20 protein-coding genes, 1 tRNA gene and 2 pseudogenes are annotated in these 21,314 nt (G+C 58.3%); 7 read left to right on the forward strand and 16 right to left on the reverse strand.

The window, feature by feature from the left end; translation table 11 throughout:
• On the forward strand, window positions 1-131 hold a 131-nt coding region (locus LKO31_RS08115), incomplete at its 5' end, for an IS3 family transposase (protein WP_227690578.1).
• Between the two features lie 102 nt (window positions 132-233).
• Here the strand turns inward: LKO31_RS08115 and LKO31_RS15080 are convergent.
• The 10 genes and pseudogenes from LKO31_RS15080 to LKO31_RS08165 all read right to left on the reverse strand — a co-directional run.
• Window positions 234-359, reverse strand: a pseudogene (locus tag LKO31_RS15080) (hypothetical protein); the annotation flags it as partial.
• A gap of 673 nt (window positions 360-1,032) precedes the next feature.
• A tRNA-Phe gene (locus LKO31_RS08125) sits at window positions 1,033-1,108 on the reverse strand.
• A 95-nt stretch (window positions 1,109-1,203) separates the two neighbouring features.
• The gene (locus LKO31_RS08130) at window positions 1,204-1,398 is read right to left on the reverse strand and encodes a DNA gyrase inhibitor YacG (protein WP_227689799.1); all 195 of its coding nucleotides are present in this window, start codon (window positions 1,396-1,398) and stop codon (window positions 1,204-1,206) included.
• Window positions 1,388-2,368, reverse strand: coding sequence for an Rne/Rng family ribonuclease (locus tag LKO31_RS08135; protein ID WP_227689800.1), 981 nt, complete (start codon window positions 2,366-2,368; stop codon window positions 1,388-1,390). The genes LKO31_RS08130 and LKO31_RS08135 overlap by 11 nt, the downstream gene beginning before the upstream one ends.
• Entirely contained in the window at window positions 2,361-2,930 is a 570-nt protein-coding gene (locus LKO31_RS08140) for a Maf family protein (protein ID WP_227690579.1), read from the reverse strand. The genes LKO31_RS08135 and LKO31_RS08140 overlap by 8 nt, the downstream gene beginning before the upstream one ends.
• Before the next feature lie 34 nt (window positions 2,931-2,964).
• Window positions 2,965-3,183, reverse strand: coding sequence for a translation initiation factor IF-1 (gene infA / locus LKO31_RS08145; RefSeq protein WP_003049127.1), 219 nt, complete (start codon window positions 3,181-3,183; stop codon window positions 2,965-2,967).
• Between the two features lie 190 nt (window positions 3,184-3,373).
• Complete coding sequence (locus LKO31_RS08150) at window positions 3,374-5,311, reverse strand: asparagine synthetase B family protein (RefSeq protein ID WP_227689801.1); 1,938 nt, start codon at window positions 5,309-5,311, stop codon at window positions 3,374-3,376.
• Window positions 5,312-5,466: 155 nt separating this feature from the next.
• Window positions 5,467-6,687 (reverse strand): ExeA family protein, encoded by a 1,221-nt coding sequence (locus LKO31_RS08155; protein ID WP_227689802.1) that lies wholly within the window; start codon window positions 6,685-6,687, stop codon window positions 5,467-5,469.
• A gap of 77 nt (window positions 6,688-6,764) precedes the next feature.
• Complete coding sequence (locus LKO31_RS08160) at window positions 6,765-7,994, reverse strand: pyridoxal-dependent decarboxylase, exosortase A system-associated (RefSeq protein WP_227689803.1); 1,230 nt, start codon at window positions 7,992-7,994, stop codon at window positions 6,765-6,767.
• Between the two features lie 4 nt (window positions 7,995-7,998).
• On the reverse strand, window positions 7,999-9,555 hold the full coding sequence (locus tag LKO31_RS08165; RefSeq protein WP_227689804.1) for an acyl-CoA ligase (AMP-forming), exosortase A system-associated: 1,557 nt from the start codon (window positions 9,553-9,555) through the stop codon (window positions 7,999-8,001).
• A gap of 192 nt (window positions 9,556-9,747) precedes the next feature.
• Here LKO31_RS08165 and LKO31_RS08170 point away from each other — a divergent pair, with 192 nt between their 5' ends.
• Window positions 9,748-10,020, forward strand: a complete 273-nt coding sequence (locus tag LKO31_RS08170) for an acyl carrier protein (protein WP_227689805.1) — start codon at window positions 9,748-9,750, stop codon at window positions 10,018-10,020.
• Between the two features lie 84 nt (window positions 10,021-10,104).
• Here LKO31_RS08170 and trxB read toward each other — a convergent pair whose 3' ends face one another.
• Complete coding sequence (trxB, locus tag LKO31_RS08175; protein WP_227689806.1) at window positions 10,105-11,070, reverse strand: thioredoxin-disulfide reductase; 966 nt, start codon at window positions 11,068-11,070, stop codon at window positions 10,105-10,107.
• Window positions 11,071-11,181: 111 nt separating this feature from the next.
• Here trxB and LKO31_RS08180 point away from each other — a divergent pair, with 111 nt between their 5' ends.
• Entirely contained in the window at window positions 11,182-11,892 is a 711-nt protein-coding gene (locus LKO31_RS08180) for a class I SAM-dependent methyltransferase (protein WP_227689807.1), read from the forward strand.
• Between the two features lie 30 nt (window positions 11,893-11,922).
• Here LKO31_RS08180 and trhO read toward each other — a convergent pair whose 3' ends face one another.
• The 4 genes and pseudogenes from trhO to LKO31_RS08200 all read right to left on the reverse strand — a co-directional run bounded on the left by trhO (window position 11,923) and on the right by LKO31_RS08200 (window position 15,782).
• A complete protein-coding gene (trhO, locus tag LKO31_RS08185; protein WP_227689808.1) occupies window positions 11,923-12,681 on the reverse strand; it encodes an oxygen-dependent tRNA uridine(34) hydroxylase TrhO in 759 nt (252 codons plus the stop codon).
• A 61-nt stretch (window positions 12,682-12,742) separates the two neighbouring features.
• Window positions 12,743-12,946, reverse strand: a complete 204-nt coding sequence (locus LKO31_RS08190) for a hypothetical protein (protein ID WP_407699263.1) — start codon at window positions 12,944-12,946, stop codon at window positions 12,743-12,745.
• 290 nt (window positions 12,947-13,236) lie between these two features.
• Window positions 13,237-13,608 (reverse strand): annotated as a pseudogene (locus LKO31_RS08195) (AraC family transcriptional regulator); the annotation flags it as partial.
• Window positions 13,609-13,688: 80 nt separating this feature from the next.
• Complete coding sequence (locus tag LKO31_RS08200; protein WP_227689809.1) at window positions 13,689-15,782, reverse strand: malate synthase G; 2,094 nt, start codon at window positions 15,780-15,782, stop codon at window positions 13,689-13,691.
• Window positions 15,783-16,101: 319 nt separating this feature from the next.
• Between LKO31_RS08200 and LKO31_RS08205 the strand changes: the two genes are divergently transcribed.
• The 4 genes from LKO31_RS08205 to LKO31_RS08220 are packed head-to-tail and all read left to right on the forward strand — an operon-like array spanning window position 16,102 to window position 20,473.
• A complete protein-coding gene (locus tag LKO31_RS08205; protein WP_227689810.1) occupies window positions 16,102-17,304 on the forward strand; it encodes a hydrolase in 1,203 nt (400 codons plus the stop codon).
• Window positions 17,301-18,317: an arginine N-succinyltransferase gene (locus tag LKO31_RS08210; protein ID WP_227689811.1), complete on the forward strand. Its 1,017-nt coding sequence runs from the start codon at window positions 17,301-17,303 to the stop codon at window positions 18,315-18,317. Before LKO31_RS08205 ends, LKO31_RS08210 begins: the two co-directional genes overlap by 4 nt.
• Before the next feature lie 5 nt (window positions 18,318-18,322).
• Window positions 18,323-19,570, forward strand: a complete 1,248-nt coding sequence (locus tag LKO31_RS08215; protein ID WP_227690580.1) for an N-succinylarginine dihydrolase — start codon at window positions 18,323-18,325, stop codon at window positions 19,568-19,570.
• A 60-nt stretch (window positions 19,571-19,630) separates the two neighbouring features.
• Window positions 19,631-20,473, forward strand: coding sequence for an alpha/beta fold hydrolase (locus LKO31_RS08220; RefSeq protein ID WP_227689812.1), 843 nt, complete (start codon window positions 19,631-19,633; stop codon window positions 20,471-20,473).
• On the opposite strand, the gene LKO31_RS08225 is transcribed toward LKO31_RS08220, so the two are convergent.
• Window positions 20,470-21,264 (reverse strand): HAD family hydrolase, encoded by a 795-nt coding sequence (locus tag LKO31_RS08225; protein ID WP_227689813.1) that lies wholly within the window; start codon window positions 21,262-21,264, stop codon window positions 20,470-20,472. The genes LKO31_RS08220 and LKO31_RS08225 overlap by 4 nt on opposite strands.
• Window positions 21,265-21,314: the final 50 nt, after the last annotated feature.

Genomic DNA, 21,314 nt, shown 5'->3' on the forward strand with positions numbered 1-21,314 from the left:
AAAGTTGGCCAACGCGGCGTCAAGCGGAAGCTGCCATCTTCCAGTACATCAACGGCTTCTACAACACCCGTCGTCGCCATTCGTATCTCGGCGGCATTAGCCCACTCGCGTTCGAAGCCCAGGTGGCATAATGAGATAGGTGACCGGCGCAAAACCGGTACAAGTCCAATCGCTAAGCTGCGGCATAGCGAGCGCTCCACCTCTTCGGTCCTGATCCCAAACTTTGCCGCGAGCTCCCGATAAGAAAGATCATCAACGATATGACCGAGGAAGATTTGACGGTCGGCCTCACTCATCCGTTTGGCAGCGCGCTCATAGCGGCGCAGTTTGCGCCGCTCTACTTTGACCCAGCCGGTCATGCCGCTTTTCCACTAGACCCCAAGAGGCAATCCGATGCTTGTTCAAACTGAGGGACGATCCCACTCCTTACCCCAACATAGCAGCACCGCCGTTCCAACATATTCTTTACCATATCGCTTCTCCTTCAAACCAACGCAACCGGACAGAAAGGGGCTGGGTGGGCGGCAGGAAGGAGCCGATTGGCCCGCATGACCGGACGGGCTGCATCCGCAGGACCGAAACGAAGTGGAGGACCCGCAAAGCGGGTTGCGGCCCGTTCGAGCGGGACTAAGGCGCGTGACGTCCATCCAGCCCCCTTTTCGGCCAAAAAAACCCGCCGCCGCGCGGCGACCATCTGCGCCGGAGGCGCTCCCAATGACGATATATTCACGTGAATCTCGGAACGTCGCTGCTAAATATTCTCATATTGCGGGGGATGTGCCGCTGCCTTTCGCCTCTCGGGCGCTCTTGCCAACATGGCATCAGGATGAAAATCAAGCGCGGTGATAGAGCTTTTGGATTCGAAGCAGACATCTATGCGCCTACCCAGCCTATCCCTTGAACCACCGTGCAAAAGGATGGAGGTCCGAATCTTTGTCCAGCGACAGTTGAAAATCGCAAATCAATTGCTGCTGTTGCATGACCAAGTTATTTTTGATGTGCTACCAGTTGAGATGTTCTAATCAGAACAAGTGGTGCCCGGGGACGGGATCGAACCGCCGACACTGCGATTTTCAGTCGCATGCTCTACCAACTGAGCTACCCGGGCATCCGGTCAGCGGCGTTGTTTGCCGCTGCGGTGAAGGCCCTATAGGTGGCACATTTTCACCTGTCTAGAACCTTTTTTGCAGAAAGATGAAATTCTTACTGATCTTCCAGCCGATCCCCATCCATTCCGCCATCTGGGGCCTGCACAACAGGCACACGGTAACCCTCGCCAAACCATGACAGCAAATCACGATCGCGGCAGCCTCGGCTGCAAAATGGCTTAAACTCCTCGACGCGGGGTTTCCGGCACAAAGGGCAACTGCCCGATTTTGAAACCAATTTATTGGGCATGGCCCATTCCTTTCATGCTGGGGTCCACCATCAATTGGACGCTGCGCCCGCAAAATTGTTGCAATTGGGCGGTCCAGTCGGGATGCGCCGCGATCCAATCGATCACGGACGCCCGCGACGTCAGGGTTAGCGTCCCTGTCCCGCCCGTGCGCTGGGCGCGGCGCAGCAACAAGGCCGCGTCGCTTGCCACCGCGTCATAGCGAATTTGTTCGATAAAATTGGGGCGGTCACGGCGGCGGATGATTTGCATAAAGCCATAGCCATTGGTCGCCGTACGTTCAAAGGGCAGCGCGAGCAATTCATCAACCAAGGCGTCCACCTCCAACCGCTGGGCACGGCCTGCAAGGCTGGGGAAGTCGATGCCAATGGGGCCGCCAATGTCGAACGCCTCTATGGCCGCAATCACCGCGTGGCAACCCGTACGGGCCAAGGCCTGCCCCTCTCCCTCTCCGTCAATGTCGATCATGGTCATCGCCGGCGTGGGGTCGATCCACAGCGCCCCACCGTCAAATTCCCAATAGCCGCGCTGCGCCCGCTCGACCATCTCGGTCCAGCCTGCGGCTTCCAACCGATCTTCGCTGGGGGTGAGCGCCGACAACATCGTGATGGGATGCTGGGTTGCTGAAATGCGATCGAGCAGGCTTGGACCTTTTTGCACAACTGCGCCGTCTGCGGCGCAGCGGACACGGGCCAATTTGTGCCGCCCGCGCTCCTTCATCGCCATTCGCCCCACTTCGGCCAAGAATCGCCCGCCCAAGGGCACAGGCGCACGGCCTTGCAGGCTGGCGAGCTGTTTGCCGCCATCAGTGGTTAATTCCACCAGTTTGGGCTCTACCAACCGCGCTTCGGCGATGGTGCCATGGGACAGGCCGTCTAGCGGACGTTCAAGCCGCACAGCGCGCAGCGTGTCGCCGTCGATCAGAGCAGCACGGTTTTCACCAATGCCCGCCTCATACAGCCATTCAGCCAAGCGCGATGCCCGCGCTGGTCAGTAAAGTTCGGGTTTCATACAAAGGCAAGCCGACGACATTGCTGTGGCTGCCCGATAAAAAGCGGACAAAGGCCTCTGCCCGTCCTTGAATGGCATAGCCGCCCGCTTTGCCCATGCCTTCGCCGCTGGCGACATAAGCGTCGATTTCTGCAGCAGTCAGCAATTTAAACGCCACCACCGTGTCCACCACGCGCACGCGCGGCTTGCCATCACTGCCAATCACGCAAATGCCCGAATAAACATGGTGCCGCCGCCCCGACAACAGCGTCAACATGCGGCGCAGATCGGCTTCGTCAGCGGGCTTTTCCAAAATACGGCGGCCAACCGCCACCGTGGTATCCCCCGCCAACACCACTTCATGTGGTGCGCGCGTCGTCGCTTCCGCTTTGCTGCGCGCCAACCGGCCCACATAGTCGCGGGGCAATTCACCCTTCAGGGGTGATTCGTCAATTTCGGGGGCTGCAACACGCGACGGCACAAGGCCGATGCGTGCTAGCAATTCCAGTCGGCGCGGCGACGTCGACGCCAAAACCAAGTCTATAGGAAGGTTAGCGCCTGTCACGTCACACGACCAATCACTTGAAACGATAAGTGATCCGACCCTTGGTCAGGTCATAAGGCGTCAGTTCCACGAGCACTTCGTCGCCCACCAGAACACGGATGCGGTTCTTGCGCATCTTGCCAGCCGTATGACCCAAGATTTCATGGTCATTTTCCAACCGAACGCGAAACATCGCGTTGGGCAACAGCTCGACCACTTGGCCGCGCATTTCGAGTAATTCTTCTTTCGCCATTTCACCTCTGCGGCCCTAGCTCAGGCCTTTACATGAAGGATGGGCGCCCATAGCGCCAATTGGCGCAAAATGAAAGCGATCAGTCGCATTCGGCTGGTCAAACGGGAAATATACCCCCTGCCCCCGCCCGATCACCCCCCACAGCCCATCATGATGAACCATTTCCCAGTCGCTATTTGCGCGCTGCTGATCACCCCATAAACCGGCCGAGCGCCCGCTCCAGCAACAGCAATTGCCACAGCAAATGACCATGATCTTCGCTGCCTGCCTGATGCGCAGCCACCATGGTGCCAATTTCGGCCATATCAAACCAGCCCGTCCGCGACATGATTTCCGATGTCGCCAACCGCTGGGCCTCGCTGGCCCAGCTTCCCCGAAACCACAGCGATACCGGAATTTCTGGCTTGATACGCGGTTGTTCCAGCACCGCCTTGGGCAAATATTTGCCCAGCGCCTGTTTCAACACATGTTTGCCGCCCAATTTCCCGACACGCATAGACGCGGGCAGGCTGGCGACAAATTCGGCCAAACGATAATCCATAAAGGGGGCCAAGATCATCGGCTGATCCGCTCCGCCCAACCGGTCCAACTTGGACATCATCTGGCTGGGCAGCGCGATCTGCCATTCCGCAAATTGTGCGCGGTCCAAGGGCTCACGGCATTTGGCGCTGGCCATCGCCCGCCAATATCGTCCCTCGCCAATATGGTGGCCCAAGGCGCGCACCGCGCCGTCGTGAAACACCCGCACCCGCCGCGCGGGCCCTGTGCGGGCCACAGCCCGTGCATAAGCCTGTGTACCGCTTTGCCCCAAGCTGGTCATGCGGGCGCGCAATCGGGCACTGGACGGTGCCCAATCCCAACGCGGCAAGGCGCGGGCCAGCGGCCCCAAAACACCGCGCCGTACAAAGGAGGGCAGGCTTTCGCGCAGCCTTTCTTCTTGATGATGGAACATCATGCGGCGCGTTCCGGCAAAAATTTCATCCGCGCCGTGCCCGACCAAAGCCGCCGAAAACAACGACAAGCTGTCACGGCCAAGCGCCATCAAAATGGGAATATCCAGATCCGAACAAGGTTCATCAAAGCGGTCCGCGATATCATCGACCATCGCCAAAGTCGCGCTGGGCGCCGCCATGTCATGATGGTCGCCCGCAAAACGGTGGGCCAAGGCCCGCGCCGCTGCTCGTTCATCCCATTCGCGTTCGCCCGACCCGATGGTCATGCTTTTGATCGCGCGCTTGCTCGATTCCGCCATGACAGCCGCCAAGCCGCCGCTGTCCATGCCGCCCGACAGATATAGTCCCGTCATCGGTTGAACCGATGCATAATCCCGCACCACCACGCGCAGCAAATAGGCCAGATATTCTGCGACCTCTTTCTCGCTCGCTTTGACACGGCGGGAAAAATCGGGCCGCCACCAGCAAATTGGCGCGGCGCTGGGGTCGCCGCGCTGCAACAGCATATAATGGCCAGCCGCCAATTTATGCACGCCAGCCACCAAACAATTATCGTCAGGGACATAGCCCAAAGCCAGATAATCCTCGACCGCCGTTAAATTGGCTTCCCGCCCCAGCAAAGGGTGACGCAGCAAGGCTTTTAATTCGGACGCAAAGGCCACGGACCCATCCGATAATGGCGCATAATGGAGCGGCCTTGCGCCCATACGGTCGCGGGCCAAAAACACACAGCCACGGCTGTGGTCATGGATGGCCAACGCAAATAATCCGTTCAAACGCGCCAGCGCATCCACGCCCCACTGCCGCCACGCCGCCAGCACCAGTTCCGCATCGCTCCGCGCCAAAAAACGATGGCCGCGCCCGTCCAGCTCGGCACGTAATTCCGACGCGTTGAACAATATTCCGTCAAATATGATGGTGGCGGCCTCGTCATCACTGGAGAGCGGTTGCGCTGGCAAGGGCTGCGCGAGCGCGGGACCATCGCCCATCTGCGCAGCGGCGGCCCCATCCTCGTGCGACACAATCCCCAGTCCGACGCCCGCAGACGTCCATTCGCCATGATGATCCCCGCGATATGGCATCGCATTCAGCATGACGCGCAAGCGCGCCGGATCAACGGGCTTGGCCGTCTGAAGATGATAAATTCCAGCAATTCCACACATATCTGCTGACAAGCTTAGCCCTTAATTCCGGTCAGGTCAGCAATCTTCTGCGCCCTGCTCCACGCTTCTACACGTGGCGGGGCCTATGCGTTCCCACATGGCGAAAATGAACATGGGCCTTGTGCGGCAAAACCATGTCCTGCGTTACACGCGCCTTATTGCTGTCGTTACTCCGCCGCGGCGCGTGGGGCCATTTGGTCGGGGAATAATATTTCCGCATCTTGGTCCTGTTGGTCCACCCATTGAATCAACAGTTCAATCATCTGGCGCATCGCCATATCTTGCTCGCTGAGCCGCGCTTCCAATTTGGCGACGCGGTGCTGCAACATCACATATTCCGCCGTGGCGATCATGGCGGGCGAATCTTTGACCGTGGACGCGCTGGGCTGACCCGCGTCTTTCTTGGGGACTGATGGGTCCACAGGCTTTGCCCCGCTAGGCTGGGCCGCCACTTTCGCCGCCAATTTCGTCGCCACCGTAGCAAGGCTGGCATCACCGGCTTGGGCAGGGCTGGCTGTGCCCGCTTCATCCCTGTCCCCCGACAATTCCGACACGACATCCCGCACGGTCTGCGCGCTGATCCGCGTCACTTCTTCCAAGGCGCCGTGCAACAAAATGCGGCTGAACAGGCGGTTGACAAGCCGTGGAATGCCCTTGCTGTGCGTAAAGATTTCGGCAAATGCGTCGGCCGCGATAATGGGGTTGCCATTCCACCCCACCTTAGCCAGCCGATGGAAAATATAAGGTTCCAATTCATCGGCTTCCATCGGTTCCAGATGATGGGTCGCAATCACCCGCTGGCGCAGCGCATCCAACGACGGGCTGTGAAACAAAATCTGGCGAAATTCGGGTTGGCCAATCAGAAAAATCTGCATCAATTGTTGCCCGTCTTGCTGCAACGCAGCCAATAACAACAATTGTTCCAGCGCGGCGATGCTCAGATTTTGGGCATCATCGATGATCAACACGGTCCGGCGACCAGCCCGCAATTCCCCGCGCAAATATATCTCGATGCCGCGCAGCAATATTTCCTGCTCTTCGGCTTGATAGGCCAGCCCAAACTCCTCAGCCGCCACCATCAAAAAATCATCGGCTCCTTGGTCAGGAATCGTCAATTGCACCCCATGACAATGATTTTGTTCGGCCAAAAGCTGCTCAAGACTTTCCATCAAATGGCCAGCCAGCGCGGTTTTCCCCATGCCCGCATCGCCGGTGATCAATATGATCCCCTCCCCCTGCGCCAGCCCATATTCCAAATAGGACATGGCCTTGCGGTGCGTTGCGCTTTCAAAATAATAATGGGGGTCGGCGGTCAGTTGGAACGGACGACCAGTAAAGCCGTAAAATTGGTCATACATCGCGACATGCCCGTGCCTATGCTGCGCCATTTTGGCTTCAGCTTCCCCATGAACCAGCCACCCTAGGAAAAAAGGGTGAAGATAATCTTAGGCGTTTTTCGGCACGCCTACACCAAATATTCTGATGCAGCCCCCTGCCCCAAAAATTGCGCGGGGCTGGCCGAGGCACCATAAGCCCCCGCCTGAAACAGCACGATCAAATCCCCCACATCGGCGGTGGGCAAATGCACCTGATCACCCAATCGGTCCAATGGCGTGCATAAACATCCAACCACCGACACAACTTCTTGCGGCTCAGCCCCAAATTTTCCCGCAACCGCAATCGGATAATTCCGCCGAATGACCGTGCCGAAATTCCCACTGGCCGCCAATTGATGATGCAAGCCGCCATCCGTTACCAAAAATATGTCGCCGTGGCTGGTCTTGCGATCGACGATACGGGTCACATAAATGCCCGCTTCGGCAACCAACCAGCGCCCCAATTCCATCGCAAAGCGGCTGCCCCGCAAAATGCGGGGCCGCGCGGCCAATTGATCGGCCAAACGCGCCCCAACCAAGCGAATATCCACGGCGCTGTCGCCGGAAAAATAGGGCACACCCAAGCCGCCACCCAAATTTACCAGCGGCGGCGCCTCGCCAATGTCGCTGGCCAGATCGGCGGCCAAAGCCATGGTCTGCGCCTGTGTGTCGGCAATAGCTTCGGCCCCCAAGGCCTGCGACCCAGCGAAAATATGAAAACCGCGCCAATCCGCGCCCGCCGCCAAAATTTCGCGAACCAAGTCCGGCACCATCGCCGCATCAACGCCAAAAGGCTTGGCCCCGCCGCCCATCTTCATGCCCGACCCCTTCAGGTCGAAACCAGGGTTAACCCGCACCGCTAGCTTGGCCTGCATGCCGAGATTGGCCGAAATCGCCAAGGCCCGTTCCGCCTCGCCCGCCGATTCGACATTCAGCGTCACACCCGCCGCAATCGCGGCCTCCAATTCCCGTTCGCGCTTTCCCGGACCCGCAAAGCTGATATGCTCCGCCGCCACGCCCGCCGCCAAAGCCGCCGCCATCTCGCCGCCCGATGCCACGTCAAAACCATCGACGATGAACGCCATATGGGCCAGCAACGGCGCGAAGGGATTGGCCTTCATCGCATAATGAAGCTGCACTTCTGGCGGGAAAGCGGCGCGCCATTCGGCCGCCCGCGCGGTCAGCATCGCGCTATCATATAGGAATAAAGGCGTATCGCCTGCCTGATCAGCCAGAATATCGACCCGCTGACCACCGATCAGCAACATTTGCTGTGGATCAGCGACAAAATCAGCGGGAATGGGTCCAAATGCTTTCATGACTCTATGCCTGCCACTCGCTCGCAATTTGCGTGCGGTCTAATTTGCCATTGGGGTTGCGGGGTAAGTTATCGCGCCAGACGATATGTTGGGGCTGCATAAAATTGGGCAAGGTCTGGCGCAAATGGGCCATTAATTCGGCTTGGTCCTCCGCGCTGCCGCGCCCCGCTTTTCCGCGCACCATCAAAATAATGGCCGCCCCCAGTCGGTCGTCAGGCACGCCAAAGGCCACAGCCTCTAGGACAGTGGCCACGCTTTGCGCCGCTTCTTCCACCTCTGTGGGGCTGACACGGTTACCCGATGTCTTGATCATCGCATCATCGCGCCCCACGAAATAGAGCAAGCCCGCCGCGTCCCGCCGCACTTGATCACCCGACCATACCGCCACGCCGCCATATTGTGACGCCGATGGCGCGTGGCGAAAACGCTGGGCTGTGCGCTCGCTATCTTGCCAATATCCTTGCGCGACCAAGGGGCCGCAATGCACCAATTCCCCAACTTCGTCATCGTCGCACAGGCTGCCATCGGCGCGACACACCAATATTTCGGCATGGGGAATGGCGCGGCCCATCGATGTCGGATGCTGGACCACCAAATCGGGCGGCAAATAGGTCGAACGAAAGGCTTCGGTCAGGCCATACATGGGCACGATATCAGCGTCGGCGAAGGTTTCGCGCATGGCATGGATTAACGCGGGTGTCAGCGCGCCGCCACTGTTGGTCAAACATTTCAGCCGCGTCGCCGCATCCTGGGGCCATTCGGCTTCAACCAGTTGCACCCACAAGGGGGGAACCCCCGCCAAGATGCTGATGTCGTGCCGCACGACCGCCTTCATTATGTCACGCGGGGTCAGATAATCGAGCGGGGCCACACTCGCCCCCGCATAAAATGCGGACAGCAATTGATTCTGCCCATAATCAAAGCTGAACGGCAACACCGCCAGCACGCGGTCGTCGCTGCTCAATTTCAAATATTGCGCCACGCTTTGCGCGCCGAGCCATAAATTGGCGTGGCTCAGCATCACCCCCTTGGGGCGTCCGGTGGACCCGCTGGTATATAATAAGGCAGCCAGATCATCTGCCCGCGCATCCGATGGCGGCAATCCCTGCCCATCACCGTCCATCACCGCGTCCAGCGATTTCAGCTCCGCAATGTCAAAACCGAGTTCATCCGGCCCAGTGGCATCGCCGCCCTGTCCATCGGACAACGCCGCGATGCGCCCCGCATTGGCGATCAGCAACGCCGCGCCGCTGTCTTGCAAAATATGGCGGGCCTGCGCACCCTTCAACAAAGGATTGATCGGCACATGCACCAATCCAGCACGCGCTGCAGCCAGCGGCATCAGGCAGGTCAGGCGGTTCTTCGCGCTCCATGTCGCGACACGTTCGCCCTTGCCGCCCACTTGCTGGGCCAGCCACGCCGCCAAACGTCCGACCTGCTGATCCATCGCGCCATAGCTGATCACCTCTGCGCCAAACCGCAAAGCGGGTGCGTCCGCCGCCCCGCATCTTGTCAGATGGTCCAGCGGACAAAATGCGATGCCTGTCCCTCGCTTTGTCATATCTGCATATTCATCATGGCTGTCAGGCTCGATAATAGGCGCAGCGCCTTATGCAAATCATAAAGATGGCACTATGCTATAATAGGAATGGCAAATCCGGACTTTTCAAGCGCCGCTCAGCACGGCATGGGGAAAGAAAGACCATGCTGCGCTGCGTCAAATTACGTATCCGCACGTCAAAAGGATAAGCTTATGACCGATTCTGCTTCTGCATCGCTGGACGTGGAATTGCGCGATTTTCTGGCAAATATTCTGGGACTGACGCCGGAACGCGCCCTCGCCCTTGGGCCGGATAGCGGTTTGTTCGGCGAATTGCCGGAATTTGATTCGATGGCCGTCGCCGCTGTGCTGACCGGCCTAGAGGATGAATTTCACATTCAAATTGACGATGACGACGTCGATGGCGAAATTTTTGAAAGTTTCGGCAATTTGCTGGCCTTTGTGGCGAACAAACGCGGCGAATAAAGCGCAAACAGCCGCCATTTCACAACGCCGATGAAAAAAGGGGACCGCAAAACGGCCCCCTTTTTCGTGAAAATATTTATAATCTTACTGGGCCTTGGCCGCTTCAAATTCTGCTTCTGCCAAGAAACGCTCGGCATCCAAGGCGGCCATACAGCCCATGCCCGCCGCCGTAATGGCCTGACGATAATGTTTGTCGGTCACATCACCGGCCGCGAACACACCCGCCACCGCCGTGCGCGACGTGCCAGGGATCACCTCCAAATAACCATCAGCGTCCAGCGGCAATTTGCCCTTGAACAATTCGGTCGCGGGGCTGTGGCCAATGGCGACAAAGCCGCCGTCGGTCGGTTCATGGCTCTTTTCGCCCGTCACCGTGTCCACCAAATCTACGCCAACCAATCCGGCTGCACCTTCGCCGCCAACAAAACGTTCAACGGCCTTGTTCCACAACACCTTGATCTTGGGGTTTGCCAGCAAACGGTCCTGCAAAATCTTTTCGCTACGCAAGCTGTCGCGGCGGTGGATCAAGGTCACGTCATCGCTATGGTTGGTCAAATATAGGGCTTCTTCGACTGCGGTGTTGCCGCCGCCAATCACCACCACTTTTTTGCCGCGATAGAAAAAGCCATCGCAGGTGGCACAGGCGGAAACGCCCTTGCCACCCAATTCCTGTTCGCCGTCCACGCCCAGCCATTTGGCCTGCGCGCCGGTCGCGATGACCAGCGTGTCCGCCATATAAATATCGCCGCCATCGCCGGTCAGTTTGAAGGGACGCTGGGTCAAATCGACATCCGCGATCATATCCCAGACCATCGACGCGCCGACATGGGTGGCTTGCGCGGTCATTTGCTCCATCAACCATGGGCCTTGGATAACCTCGGCAAAACCGGGGTAATTTTCGACATCGGTGGTAATCGTCAATTGCCCACCGGGTTGCAGTCCCTGCACCACAATCGGCGTCATGCCAGCACGGGCCGCATAAATCGCCGCCGACAATCCAGCAGGGCCAGAGCCCAAAATCAGCATTTTCGTATGATATGTGGTGGGCATGATGGTCCTTTAGAATGTGCAACAAGGCCCTGTGTGGGCAGGGCATAAATGGGTGTTGCCAATTGCGCTAGCAAGGGACAGGCTGCGCGCCAAGGGGGAGGAGAATTTCTTATGCCGCAAAGCCGCAATGAAATGGACCAAGGGACCCAAGCCGCCACTGCATCCCGCCCCAGTTGGTGGGACCGTCATATGGTGCCGCGCCTGATCCGATGCGCCTGTTCCCAAGGCCAAATTATGAAAAGTCGCAGCAAAATCGTGCCCTTGGCCAGCGGCGATGTGCTGGAACTGGGCTGCGGCGGCGGGATTAATATGGAATTTTACAACTGGCCGCACATCACCAGTTTTACAGGCCTTGACCCCTCCCCCCAATTGCTGACGATGAGCGAACAAGCCGCCCAGCGTCACGGCCTGCACGGCAAGGGGGTATCGCCGCGCATCATATTGGGGCGCGGCGAATCCATGCCCTTTGGCAACCACAGCTTTGACAGTGTGGTGACCACCTTCACCCTTTGTTCGGTGGACGACCCAGCGGCGGTGTTATCCGAAATCCGGCGGGTTTTGCGTCCCCATGGGCGCGCCTATTTTCTGGAACATGGTGCCGCGCCGGATATTGCGCCCGCCAAATGGCAACGCCGCATCGAACCGGTCTGGAAACGCATGGCGGGCAATTGCCACCTCAGCCGGCCGATCAGCGCCGCCTATGAACAAGCGGGTTTCGCGGTGGACAGATTGGGCGCCCATTATATGCCCAAAACGCCGCGCCCCTTTGGCTGGGTGGAATATGGCACGGCCCGCATGATGCCCAGCACGGCGGACCTATAGCGAATAGCCCCCGTCCGGGGTTAGGCTAAGCTATTCGGCCTTGTCACCTTCGTCGCTTTCCGTCCGCACATCGCCCAGTTCCACCAAGCCATGGCCAATGCTGACCCGTTCATCGAACACAAAGCATCCGCCACGCCAGCGCGTATCGTCCGGCGGCATTTTTTCCAGATAATTTAAAATGCCGCCCTTCAGATGGTAAACATCCTCGACACCCTGCGACCGCAAAAAGGCCGTCGATTTTTCACAGCGAATGCCGCCCGTGCAAAACATCGCGATACGCTTGCCGTCAAATTCATCGGCATGGTCCGCCCACCACTGCGGAAATTCGCCGAAACTGCGCGTCTTGGGGTCGATGGCACCATCAAATGTGCCATAATCCACCTCAAAATCATTGCGCGTGTCGATCACCACCGTGTTGGGGTCATCGATAAAATCGTTCCAATCTTGTGGCTGAACATAATGTCCCGCATGTTTTGCAGGGTCCAGACCATCGACCTTCATGGTCACAATCTCTTTCTTCAGCCGCACCTTCATGCGCTGGAACGGCATGTCTTTGGCGGCGGAATATTTCACTTCTAATCCATCACAGCCCGGCAAAGCGCGGATACGGTCAATCACCGCCGCAATCCCCATGTCCGACCCCGCGATGGTGCCATTCACCCCCTCGGCGGCCAGCAATAACGTGCCTTTAATGCCTTGGTCGGTGCATAAATCCAGCAAAGGCTGGCGCAGCGCAGCATGATCGTCGAACGACGCGAAATGATAAAGGGCAGCAACGGTATAGGTCATAATCGCCGCCCTTTAACGGCTTTCACCCCTTTTGTCGAAGGGCTGATTGCGGCGCAGGCGACTAGGGCCAAAAAGGCCGCACCACGGACAGGGCATGGTCGACATAAGCCGCCTTTTCCCCAACGGGTGCAACATAATGCAGGGCCTCCCGCATATTATCTTCACCGCCCAAGCGCCCCATCACCCAAGCCGCCAGATACACAGACGCCATACATCCACCCGCCGTGGCAATATTGCCATGCGCGACAAATGGCGCGTCAATCACCTCAACGCCCGCATCCTGCACCCACGGCTTGGTGGTCAGGGTCAGGACCTAGGTATTTCGCGTTCGAGGTTTGAGGCGATATGTCGCAGGGCGAGGGGGAAAGCCGAAGGAATATGATAATATTTCAAGGATTTTCGACGAAGCCATGGGGCATATCGGTCAAATCCCTACCGGACGTCGAAATGGCTTCGATCTCAGGCCCGTGCGTCCTTGCGAGTAGCGATGCTACCCTCTGCGTCCACCCGAACCTAATATCTTTGCCATTTCGACGCCTCGAGCGTGAAATACCTAGGTCCTGACCCTAAATCGGTGCAAGCAGGAACCGTCCCCAACAGGCCTAATTTCGCCAATAGCAAGGTGCCCGAACATTGCGCGGCAATGATCTGCCGTGATGGGTCAAGGTCGAGCTGCGCCAAAAATGAAGGGTCAGCGGCAAATTCGCGCGTGTAAATTCCGCTGCCGAGTATCACGGCGTCCGCCTGATGCACAAAGGACATTGGCTGTTGCCGCTCGACCGTCAGGCCGTTCATCGATGTGACCCGCGCGCTGGGCGATGTGATGGCGGCAGACCATCCCGCCCCCCGCATCCGGCCCAAAATCGCGGCGGCGACAAAGCTGTCCAATTCATTGAACCCGTCCAATGTCAGCACCGCAATTTTCATGGTCCGCCTATCCCGCAACAAAATCAGGGCTATGACCTAGCCCTGATTTCGCGCGAAGGAAATATTCGGCGCTATGAAGGTCAGGCCGCTTTTTTGGCCTGACGATATTTGTGCAGCAACGGCTCGGTATAACCCGACGGCTGGCTGACCCCTTCAAAAATCAGCGCCCGCGCCGCTTGATAAGCGATGCCGTCCGGCGTCAGCTTTTCATAGAGCGGGTCGCTGGCATTTTGTTCGTCCACCTTTTCGGCCATGCGCGCCAAGGCAGCATCCACCTGTTCCTCGGTGCAAATGCCGTGCAGCAGCCAATTGGCCAAGGCTTGGCTGGAAATACGCAGCGTCGCGCGGTCTTCCATCAAGCCGACATCGTCGATGTCCGGAACCTTGGAACAACCAATGCCTTGGTCAATCCAGCGCACCACATATCCCAAAATGCCTTGGCAATTATTGTCCAATTCGCGGGTAATTTCGCCTTGGCTCCAATTGCGGCCACGCGCTAATGGCACGTTCAACAGCGGGGCCAAACCGGGCGCGGACTTCACCGCCAATTCTTTTTGCCGCGCGAACACATCCACCGCGTGATAATGCAGCGCATGCAGCGTCGCGGCGGTGGGCGATGGCACCCATGCGGTGTTCGCGCCGCTTTTCGGATGGCCGATTTTGGCCTCCAGCATCGCTTTCATCAAATCGGGCATCGCCCACATGCCCTTACCGATTTGCGCCTTGCCCGACAGGCCGCAAGCCAAACCAATTCGCACGTTGCGATCTTCATAAGCGGCGATCCAATCGCTACCCTTCATCTCACCCTTGGGCACCATCGGCCCCGCCCGCATCGACGTGTGAATTTCATCACCCGTGCGGTCCAAGAAACCAGTGTTAATAAAGGCCAGACGGTTTTTCACGGCATGGATACAGGCCGCCAAATTGGCACTGGTGCGGCGCTCTTCGTCCATCACGCCGACCTTGATGGTATAACGCGCCAGCCCCAGCATATCTTCGACCGCATCGAACAGGCGGTCGGTAAAGGCGCATTCCTCCGGCCCATGTTGCTTGGGCTTAACGATATAAATGCTGCCTTCGCGGCTGTTCTTCAGGCTGCCAAGTCCCTTAAGGTCATGTAGCGAACATAGGCTGGTAATGACCGCATCACACAGGCCTTCGGGTGCCTCGCTGCCATCCGCCAGACGGATCATCGGCGTCGTCATCAAATGCCCAACATTGCGCACGAACATCACGCTGCGGCCATGCAAAGTCATGGGCGAACCATCACTGCCAAGCCATTGACGGTCGGCGTGCATGGCGCGGGTGACGGTCTTGCCACCCTTGTCAAAACTTTCGGTCAAATCGCCGCGCATCAGGCCCAGCCAATTGGCGTAGCCCAGCACCTTATCTTCGCCGTCGACGGCGGCCACACTGTCTTCCAAATCGATGATCGTGGTCAGCGCCGCTTCCAAAATCACGTCGGCGATACCGGCGGGATCGCTGCTGCCAATCGCGCTGGCGGGATCAATCAATATCTCAATGTGCAAGCCATTATGACGCAGCAGCAAGCCGCCATCACGCCGTCCGACCAATTGCGATGCGTCTACCAAGGGCAAGTCTCCGCCCGTCCAATCGGTCCAGCTTTGGCCGGACAGTGGCAGGGCTTCGTCCAAAAAGGCCTTGGCCCGCGCAATGACCGCTGCGCCGCGCACCGCATCATATCCGCCAGCCTTGGCGGGATCGGCGTCCAGCGCATCGGTGCCATAAAGCGCGTCATACAAGCTGCCCCAGCGCGCATTGGCGGCGTTCAGGGCAAAACGCGCATTCAGTGCGGGCACCACCAATTGCGGTCCCGCCATAGTCGCAATTTCCGCGTCCACATTGGCGGTGGTGATAGAAAAACTGTCCGGTTCCGGCACCAAATAACCGATGCCCGTCAAGAAATCGCGATAGTCCGCAAATTCAATGCCTTGTCCGTCCCGCGCCTGATGCCATGCATCAATTTGCGCCTGCAACGATTCGCGCTTGGCCAGCAACGCCGCATTTTCCGGCGAAAAACGATGTAATATATTGGCAAAATCTGACCAAAACCGGTCAACGTCCAGCCCCGTTCCCACTATGGCTTGCTGTTCAATGAAGCTTGTCAGACGCGAATCAACGGACAGTCCGTGCCGGTCAAGAAAGTCAGTCATATTTTCACCCTTTTCAATGCGCGATGCATGGTCCTGGGGAGGAAAGGGTTCTGGCCCTATGCCGCGAACCGCCCGCAAACGCAATTGCATTCATTGGCAATTTACCGCGCCAAGGCCATCCCTACGGCCCCTTTCTTCCGCCATCCTCTGCCCTTTTCCTGCCCCTGTTGTACCATCGCACCGCTGCGACAGCGCATCTTGGGGCAAAACGGCATGGCCGATCCAGCCTTTTATCCGTGCCTTTTCCATCTGTTCGGCGGCCACATGCGCCTGTGACATCCCCCCTCGCCATCATCCAGAAAGCGGATATAGTGAGGTGATGCTAAGCAAGACCGAACAAGGGCTGATCGAGGGAATCGAACAAGCGCCGATGCTAGCCCATGTGCTGGATTGGGCGGCGATCAACAGCGGCACTGGCAATTTATCCGGCCTCGCTGCGATGGCGCACAAATTGGCCGATGTGTTTTCCGCCTTACCAGGCTCGCTGCGCCTATTGCCCCCCGATCCGGTGGAAATGGTCGACGCCAATGGCCAGACGCAGACCATCATGCGCGGCGAACATATGCTGCTGAGCGTGCGCCCCGATGCGCCCGCGCAATTGCTGCTGACCGGCCATATGGACACCGTCTTTGGCGCAGACCATATGTTCCAACGCTGCCAATGGTTGGACACAGACATTCTGAACGGCCCCGGCACAGCTGATATGAAAGCGGGGCTGGCGGTCATTTTCGCGGCCCTACAAGCCATAGAGGCATCCCCGATGGCAGCGCATATTGGCTATGATGTGCTGATTAACAGCGACGAAGAAACCGGCAGCCATGCGTCGGCGCGGCTCATCGCCCAATGCGCGGCGGGGAAAATGGCGGCCTTTACCTATGAACCCAGCCTGCCCGATGGCGGCTTGGCGGGGGCGAGACCGGGCAGCGGCAATTTCTCTGTCACCCTGCATGGCCGCGCCGCCCATGCGGGGCGCAACCCCGATGATGGACGCAATGCCATGGTCGCGGCGGCGGATTTGGCTTTGCGTCTTACCGCGCTAAAATCCCCCGACCTCAGCGTGAATGTTGCGCGCATAGACGGCGGCGGCCCCAATAATGTGGTGCCCGATTTGGCCATTTTGCGGGTTAATATGCGTCCGGCCCACCCCGACGCCATGCATCATGCCCAGCGCGCCTTGGCCGACATCATCGCGGCTGTGGAGCGCGACCATGACGTTCATGCCCATTGTCACGGCGGATTTAACCGCCCGCCAAAAATGCTGGATAAAAAGGCGCTGCGCCTGTTCGAATTGGTGCGCGATAGCGGCCAAGATTTGGGCCTATCCCTGACGTGGAAGGCGACGGGCGGCGTGTGCGATGGCAATAATATTGCGGCCTGCGGCATTCCGGTCATTGACACCATGGGGCCGCGTGGCGGGGCCATTCATTCCAGCGACGAGTTTCTGATCACCTCATCCTTGGTGGAACGCGCCCAATTGTCGGCGCTCAGCATGTTACGATTAATTGAAAGGGGATGTGTTTGACTTATGTGATACGCGCGGCGCGCGCTGATGACCTGCAAAGCCTGTATGAAATGGCCAAGCGCACGGGCGGCGGATTTACCAATTTGCCGCCGGATAAAAAGGCGCTGCGGGCAAAGCTGGACCGTGCCGAGGCGGGCTTTCACCATCATAGCGACGAACCAAGCGATCAACTTTATCTGATGATTTTGGAAGATAGCGCGACCGGCGAAACATGGGGCACCTGCCAAATATTCGGCAAGGTCGGCGAACGCTGGCCATTTTATTCCTATCGCATTGGCACAGACAGCAAACATAGCGAACAATTGGGCCGCACCTTTCAAGCCAAGGTGCTGATGCTCAGCAATGATTTGAACGGATGCAGCGAAGTGGGCGGCTTGTTCCTGCACCCCGCCGCGCGGGCTGGCGGGCTAGGCTTGCTGCTATCACGGTCGCGCTATTTGTTTATCGCGGGCCACCGCAACCGCTTTTGCGACCGGATTTTGGCCGAATTGCGTGGGGTCATCGACGAAGCTGGCAGTTCCCCCTTTTGGGACGGGGTGGCTGGCAAATTTTTCGGGATGAGCTTCCAAGAAGCCGACCAATTTAACGCCATGCACGGCAATCAATTTATCGCCGACCTGATGCCCAAACACCCTGTTTATATTGCCATGCTGCAAGACAGCGCGCGCAGCGTGATTGGTGTGCCCCACCCCACCGGCCGCGCCGCCATGCGCATGTTGGAAAATGAAGGGTTTAGCTTCGATCATTATATCGACATTTTCGATGGCGGTCCCACCATGACAGCCCGCACCGATCAGGTCGCCAGCATCGCCCATGCCAAACGCACCCCCCTGTCCGCCATTGCGCCGCCCAACAAGGCGCAAAATGGCACAGAGGCGCTGATTGCAGCGGGGGAATTGGCCAATTTCCGCTGCTGCTTTGGCACCATCAATGACGCAGGCGAAATCGACCAAAGCGTTGCGGATTTGCTGGGCGTTGGCATTGGCGACGAATTGACATGGGTGGAACGGTGACGGCGATGATCCAAGAAATTAACTTTGACGGCATCATTGGCCCCACCCACAATTATGCAGGCCTCAGCCCCGGCAATATTGCGTCGGCGCGCAACGCGGGGCAAATCGCCCAACCCCGCGCTGCGGCCCTCCAAGGCGTGGAAAAAATGCGCCGCAATATGGCGCTGGGCTTGGCCCAAGGCTTTTTTGTTCCGCTCGACCGGCCCGATACATCATGGCTCGCCATGCTGGGCACCAACATAATGCATGCCGATGCGCATATTCGTGCTCAGGCCTATTCCGCATCCTCGATGTGGGCGGCCAATGCCGCGACCGTGTCGCCTGCATCCGATACGCTAGACGGCAAATGCCATCTGACGGCCGCCAATTTGCTGACCATGCCGCACCGCAGCCATGAATGGCAGGGCACGTTGCGCCAATTGCAATGCGCCTTTGCTAACCCCAACTTTGTGGTGCATGCCCCCATCCCCGCCCCCTTTGGCGACGAGGGCGCGGCCAACCATATGCGCCTGTGCAGCGCCCATGATCAGGCTGGCGTGGAAATCTTTGTTTATGGCGTGCTCGCTGGTCGTTTTCCGGCCCGCCAAAGCATCGAAGCCAGCAAGGCCATCGCCCGCAACCATGGCCTGAACCCCGATAAAACACTGTTAATCCGCCAATCTGACGAAGCCATTGCAGCGGGCGCTTTTCACAATGATGTCGTCGCCGTGGCCAATGAACAGGTGCTGTTCACCCATGAACGGGCCTTTCAAAACCCCACATTGGCCTATCAAAAAATCCGTGACGCCTTTCCCGATGTGCAGATCATCACGGTTCCCGCCGCCGATGTCAGCTTGCAAGATGCCATTTCATCCTATTTGTTCAATGCCCAGTTGGTCAGCTTGCCCGAAGCGGGAATGGGTCTGGTGCTACCAACCGAAGCGCAAGAAAATCGCGCCGTCTGGTCATGGTTGCAGCGCCATGTCCAACAAGGCAGTCCGATCACTCGCTTGCTTCCCGTCGATGTGCGGCAATCCATGGCCAATGGCGGCGGTCCCGCCTGTTTGCGCCTGCGCGTGGTTGCGGACCCTAGGACCGTTGACCCGCGTTTCATCGCCAATGACAAGGTACTGAGCCAAATAGAAGGGATCATTTCAACCCATTGGCCGCAGGAAATCAGCCCCGATGACCTGTCATCGCCTGCATTGATGGAGCAAGTCCGCCGGGCCCGCCATGCGTTGCTAGACGTGCTAAACCTGCAAAATCTTGCCTAATCGCACTTATTCTCAGCCGCTTTGCTTTCCCCGCGCGCCCAGATGTGGCACATGGGCCGCATGACGCGCGACCATGCCCACCCACCGCACGCAGACCATGGGGACCGGATACTCCCCGAACATCAGCGTCTGTCGGCGCGCGGCATGACGTTCCGCATCACCCGCTGGCATGTTGGTGCTGGCAGCACGCCTTTATTATTCCTCAATGGGCTGGGCGCTGACGCCGACGCTGCGGCTCCTTTGCTGCGGCGCATTACGAACCGCGAGGTTTGGACGCTGGACATGCCCGGCACGGGCGGCTCACCCGATTGTTTTTGGCCCTATAGCGCATCTAGCATGGCCAGCGCGGTCATGGATGTTGCCGATCAATTGGGCCATCATCAATTGGACGTAGCAGGATTTAGCTGGGGCGGCGCTTTGGCCCAGCAACTGACCGCCCAATTTTCCGACCGTGTCGCCCGCTTGGTTCTGATGGGCACGACCGGACGCTTCAGCGCCGCCGACATCGGCTGGGGCGCCATATTTGACCGCGATGTTGTCAGCGGGGCGATCAGCACCCTTAAAATGCCCGCCACCAGTCCCTTGGGCTTTACCTATCAAAGCCTAGCGATGACGGGATGGAATAATGACGGACTGATTCCGAACCTCGTCGAGCGACCCATATTGGTCCTGTCGGCAACAAAGGACCATGTGGTCCCATCCAGCTATAGCGATGATCTGGCAAATCTTGTGCAAGCGCATCGCCATGTTAAAATATCGGGCGGCCACTTATTCCCCTTTACCAAGGCACAGCAATGCGCCGATGAAATTATGGCATTTTTGGCACCAAACACAAAAGCGACCACGCCCAAGAAGCCGCGCAAATCCGCGGCCCCCCTGCCCTGCGGAAATGAACTGGTCTAGTCGGGCTTTTCACCTGTCCCTTCACTGGCATTCTGCTGAATATTCATGCCATGGCGCGGGGCCTTGGCGGCCCGCCAATCCACCACCTGCCACCCGTGCAAGGGTGCCATTTCGCGCAATGCGCGCGACGGTGTGGTCGCCACCGCTTCATCGGCAAAACCCAGCATGGGATGGTCGGACACATGGTCAGAATATGCGCGAATATGGGTGTTTTCCCGTACAATCTGATTGGCAGCTAGCCATTGTGTGATGCGCGCAAATTTCGCATCGCCATAGCAATTATCCCCGCGCAGCCGCGCATGAACATGCTCCCCCGCGTCCCAATCTTCTAGTTCGGTCGCCAGAACATCCTGAATGCCCAAACGCCGCGCAATGGCGTCGACATATAAACGGAAACTGGCCGTCGCCAGCACCACCCGATATCCGGCGGCTTGATCTTTGGCGATTTGCGCCAATGCGGCGTCGTGCAAACCATGGCGCACGACATGGTCCGCATATTGTTCCGCCAAGGGACCAATATCCGCGCGGCGAAACTTTTTTCCAACCAGCAAACGCAAATTAACCGCTTTTAACGCCGATCGATCGAGCAATTTCAGGCAATACGCCAAGCCTGCCAAGGCAACCACCGGCAGCAACGCCAGCCGCCACGGTTGGCGGCGGCGCGCCACAAATAACAGAAAACCACTATAAGTTCCTGTTTTCGTTATCGTGCGGTCCATATCATAGAGCGCCAGCCGATGCGTGATCTGGGCGGCGCTTGATGCAGCGGTTGATGTTGGCAGAATATCCATATCCCGCCCATAATCGACCCAGCAACGTCCGCCAAGTCTTGGGAAAGGCT

The organism is Sphingopyxis yananensis, from assembly GCF_020687785.1.
Taxonomy (GTDB): Bacteria; Pseudomonadota; Alphaproteobacteria; order Sphingomonadales; family Sphingomonadaceae; genus Sphingopyxis; species Sphingopyxis yananensis.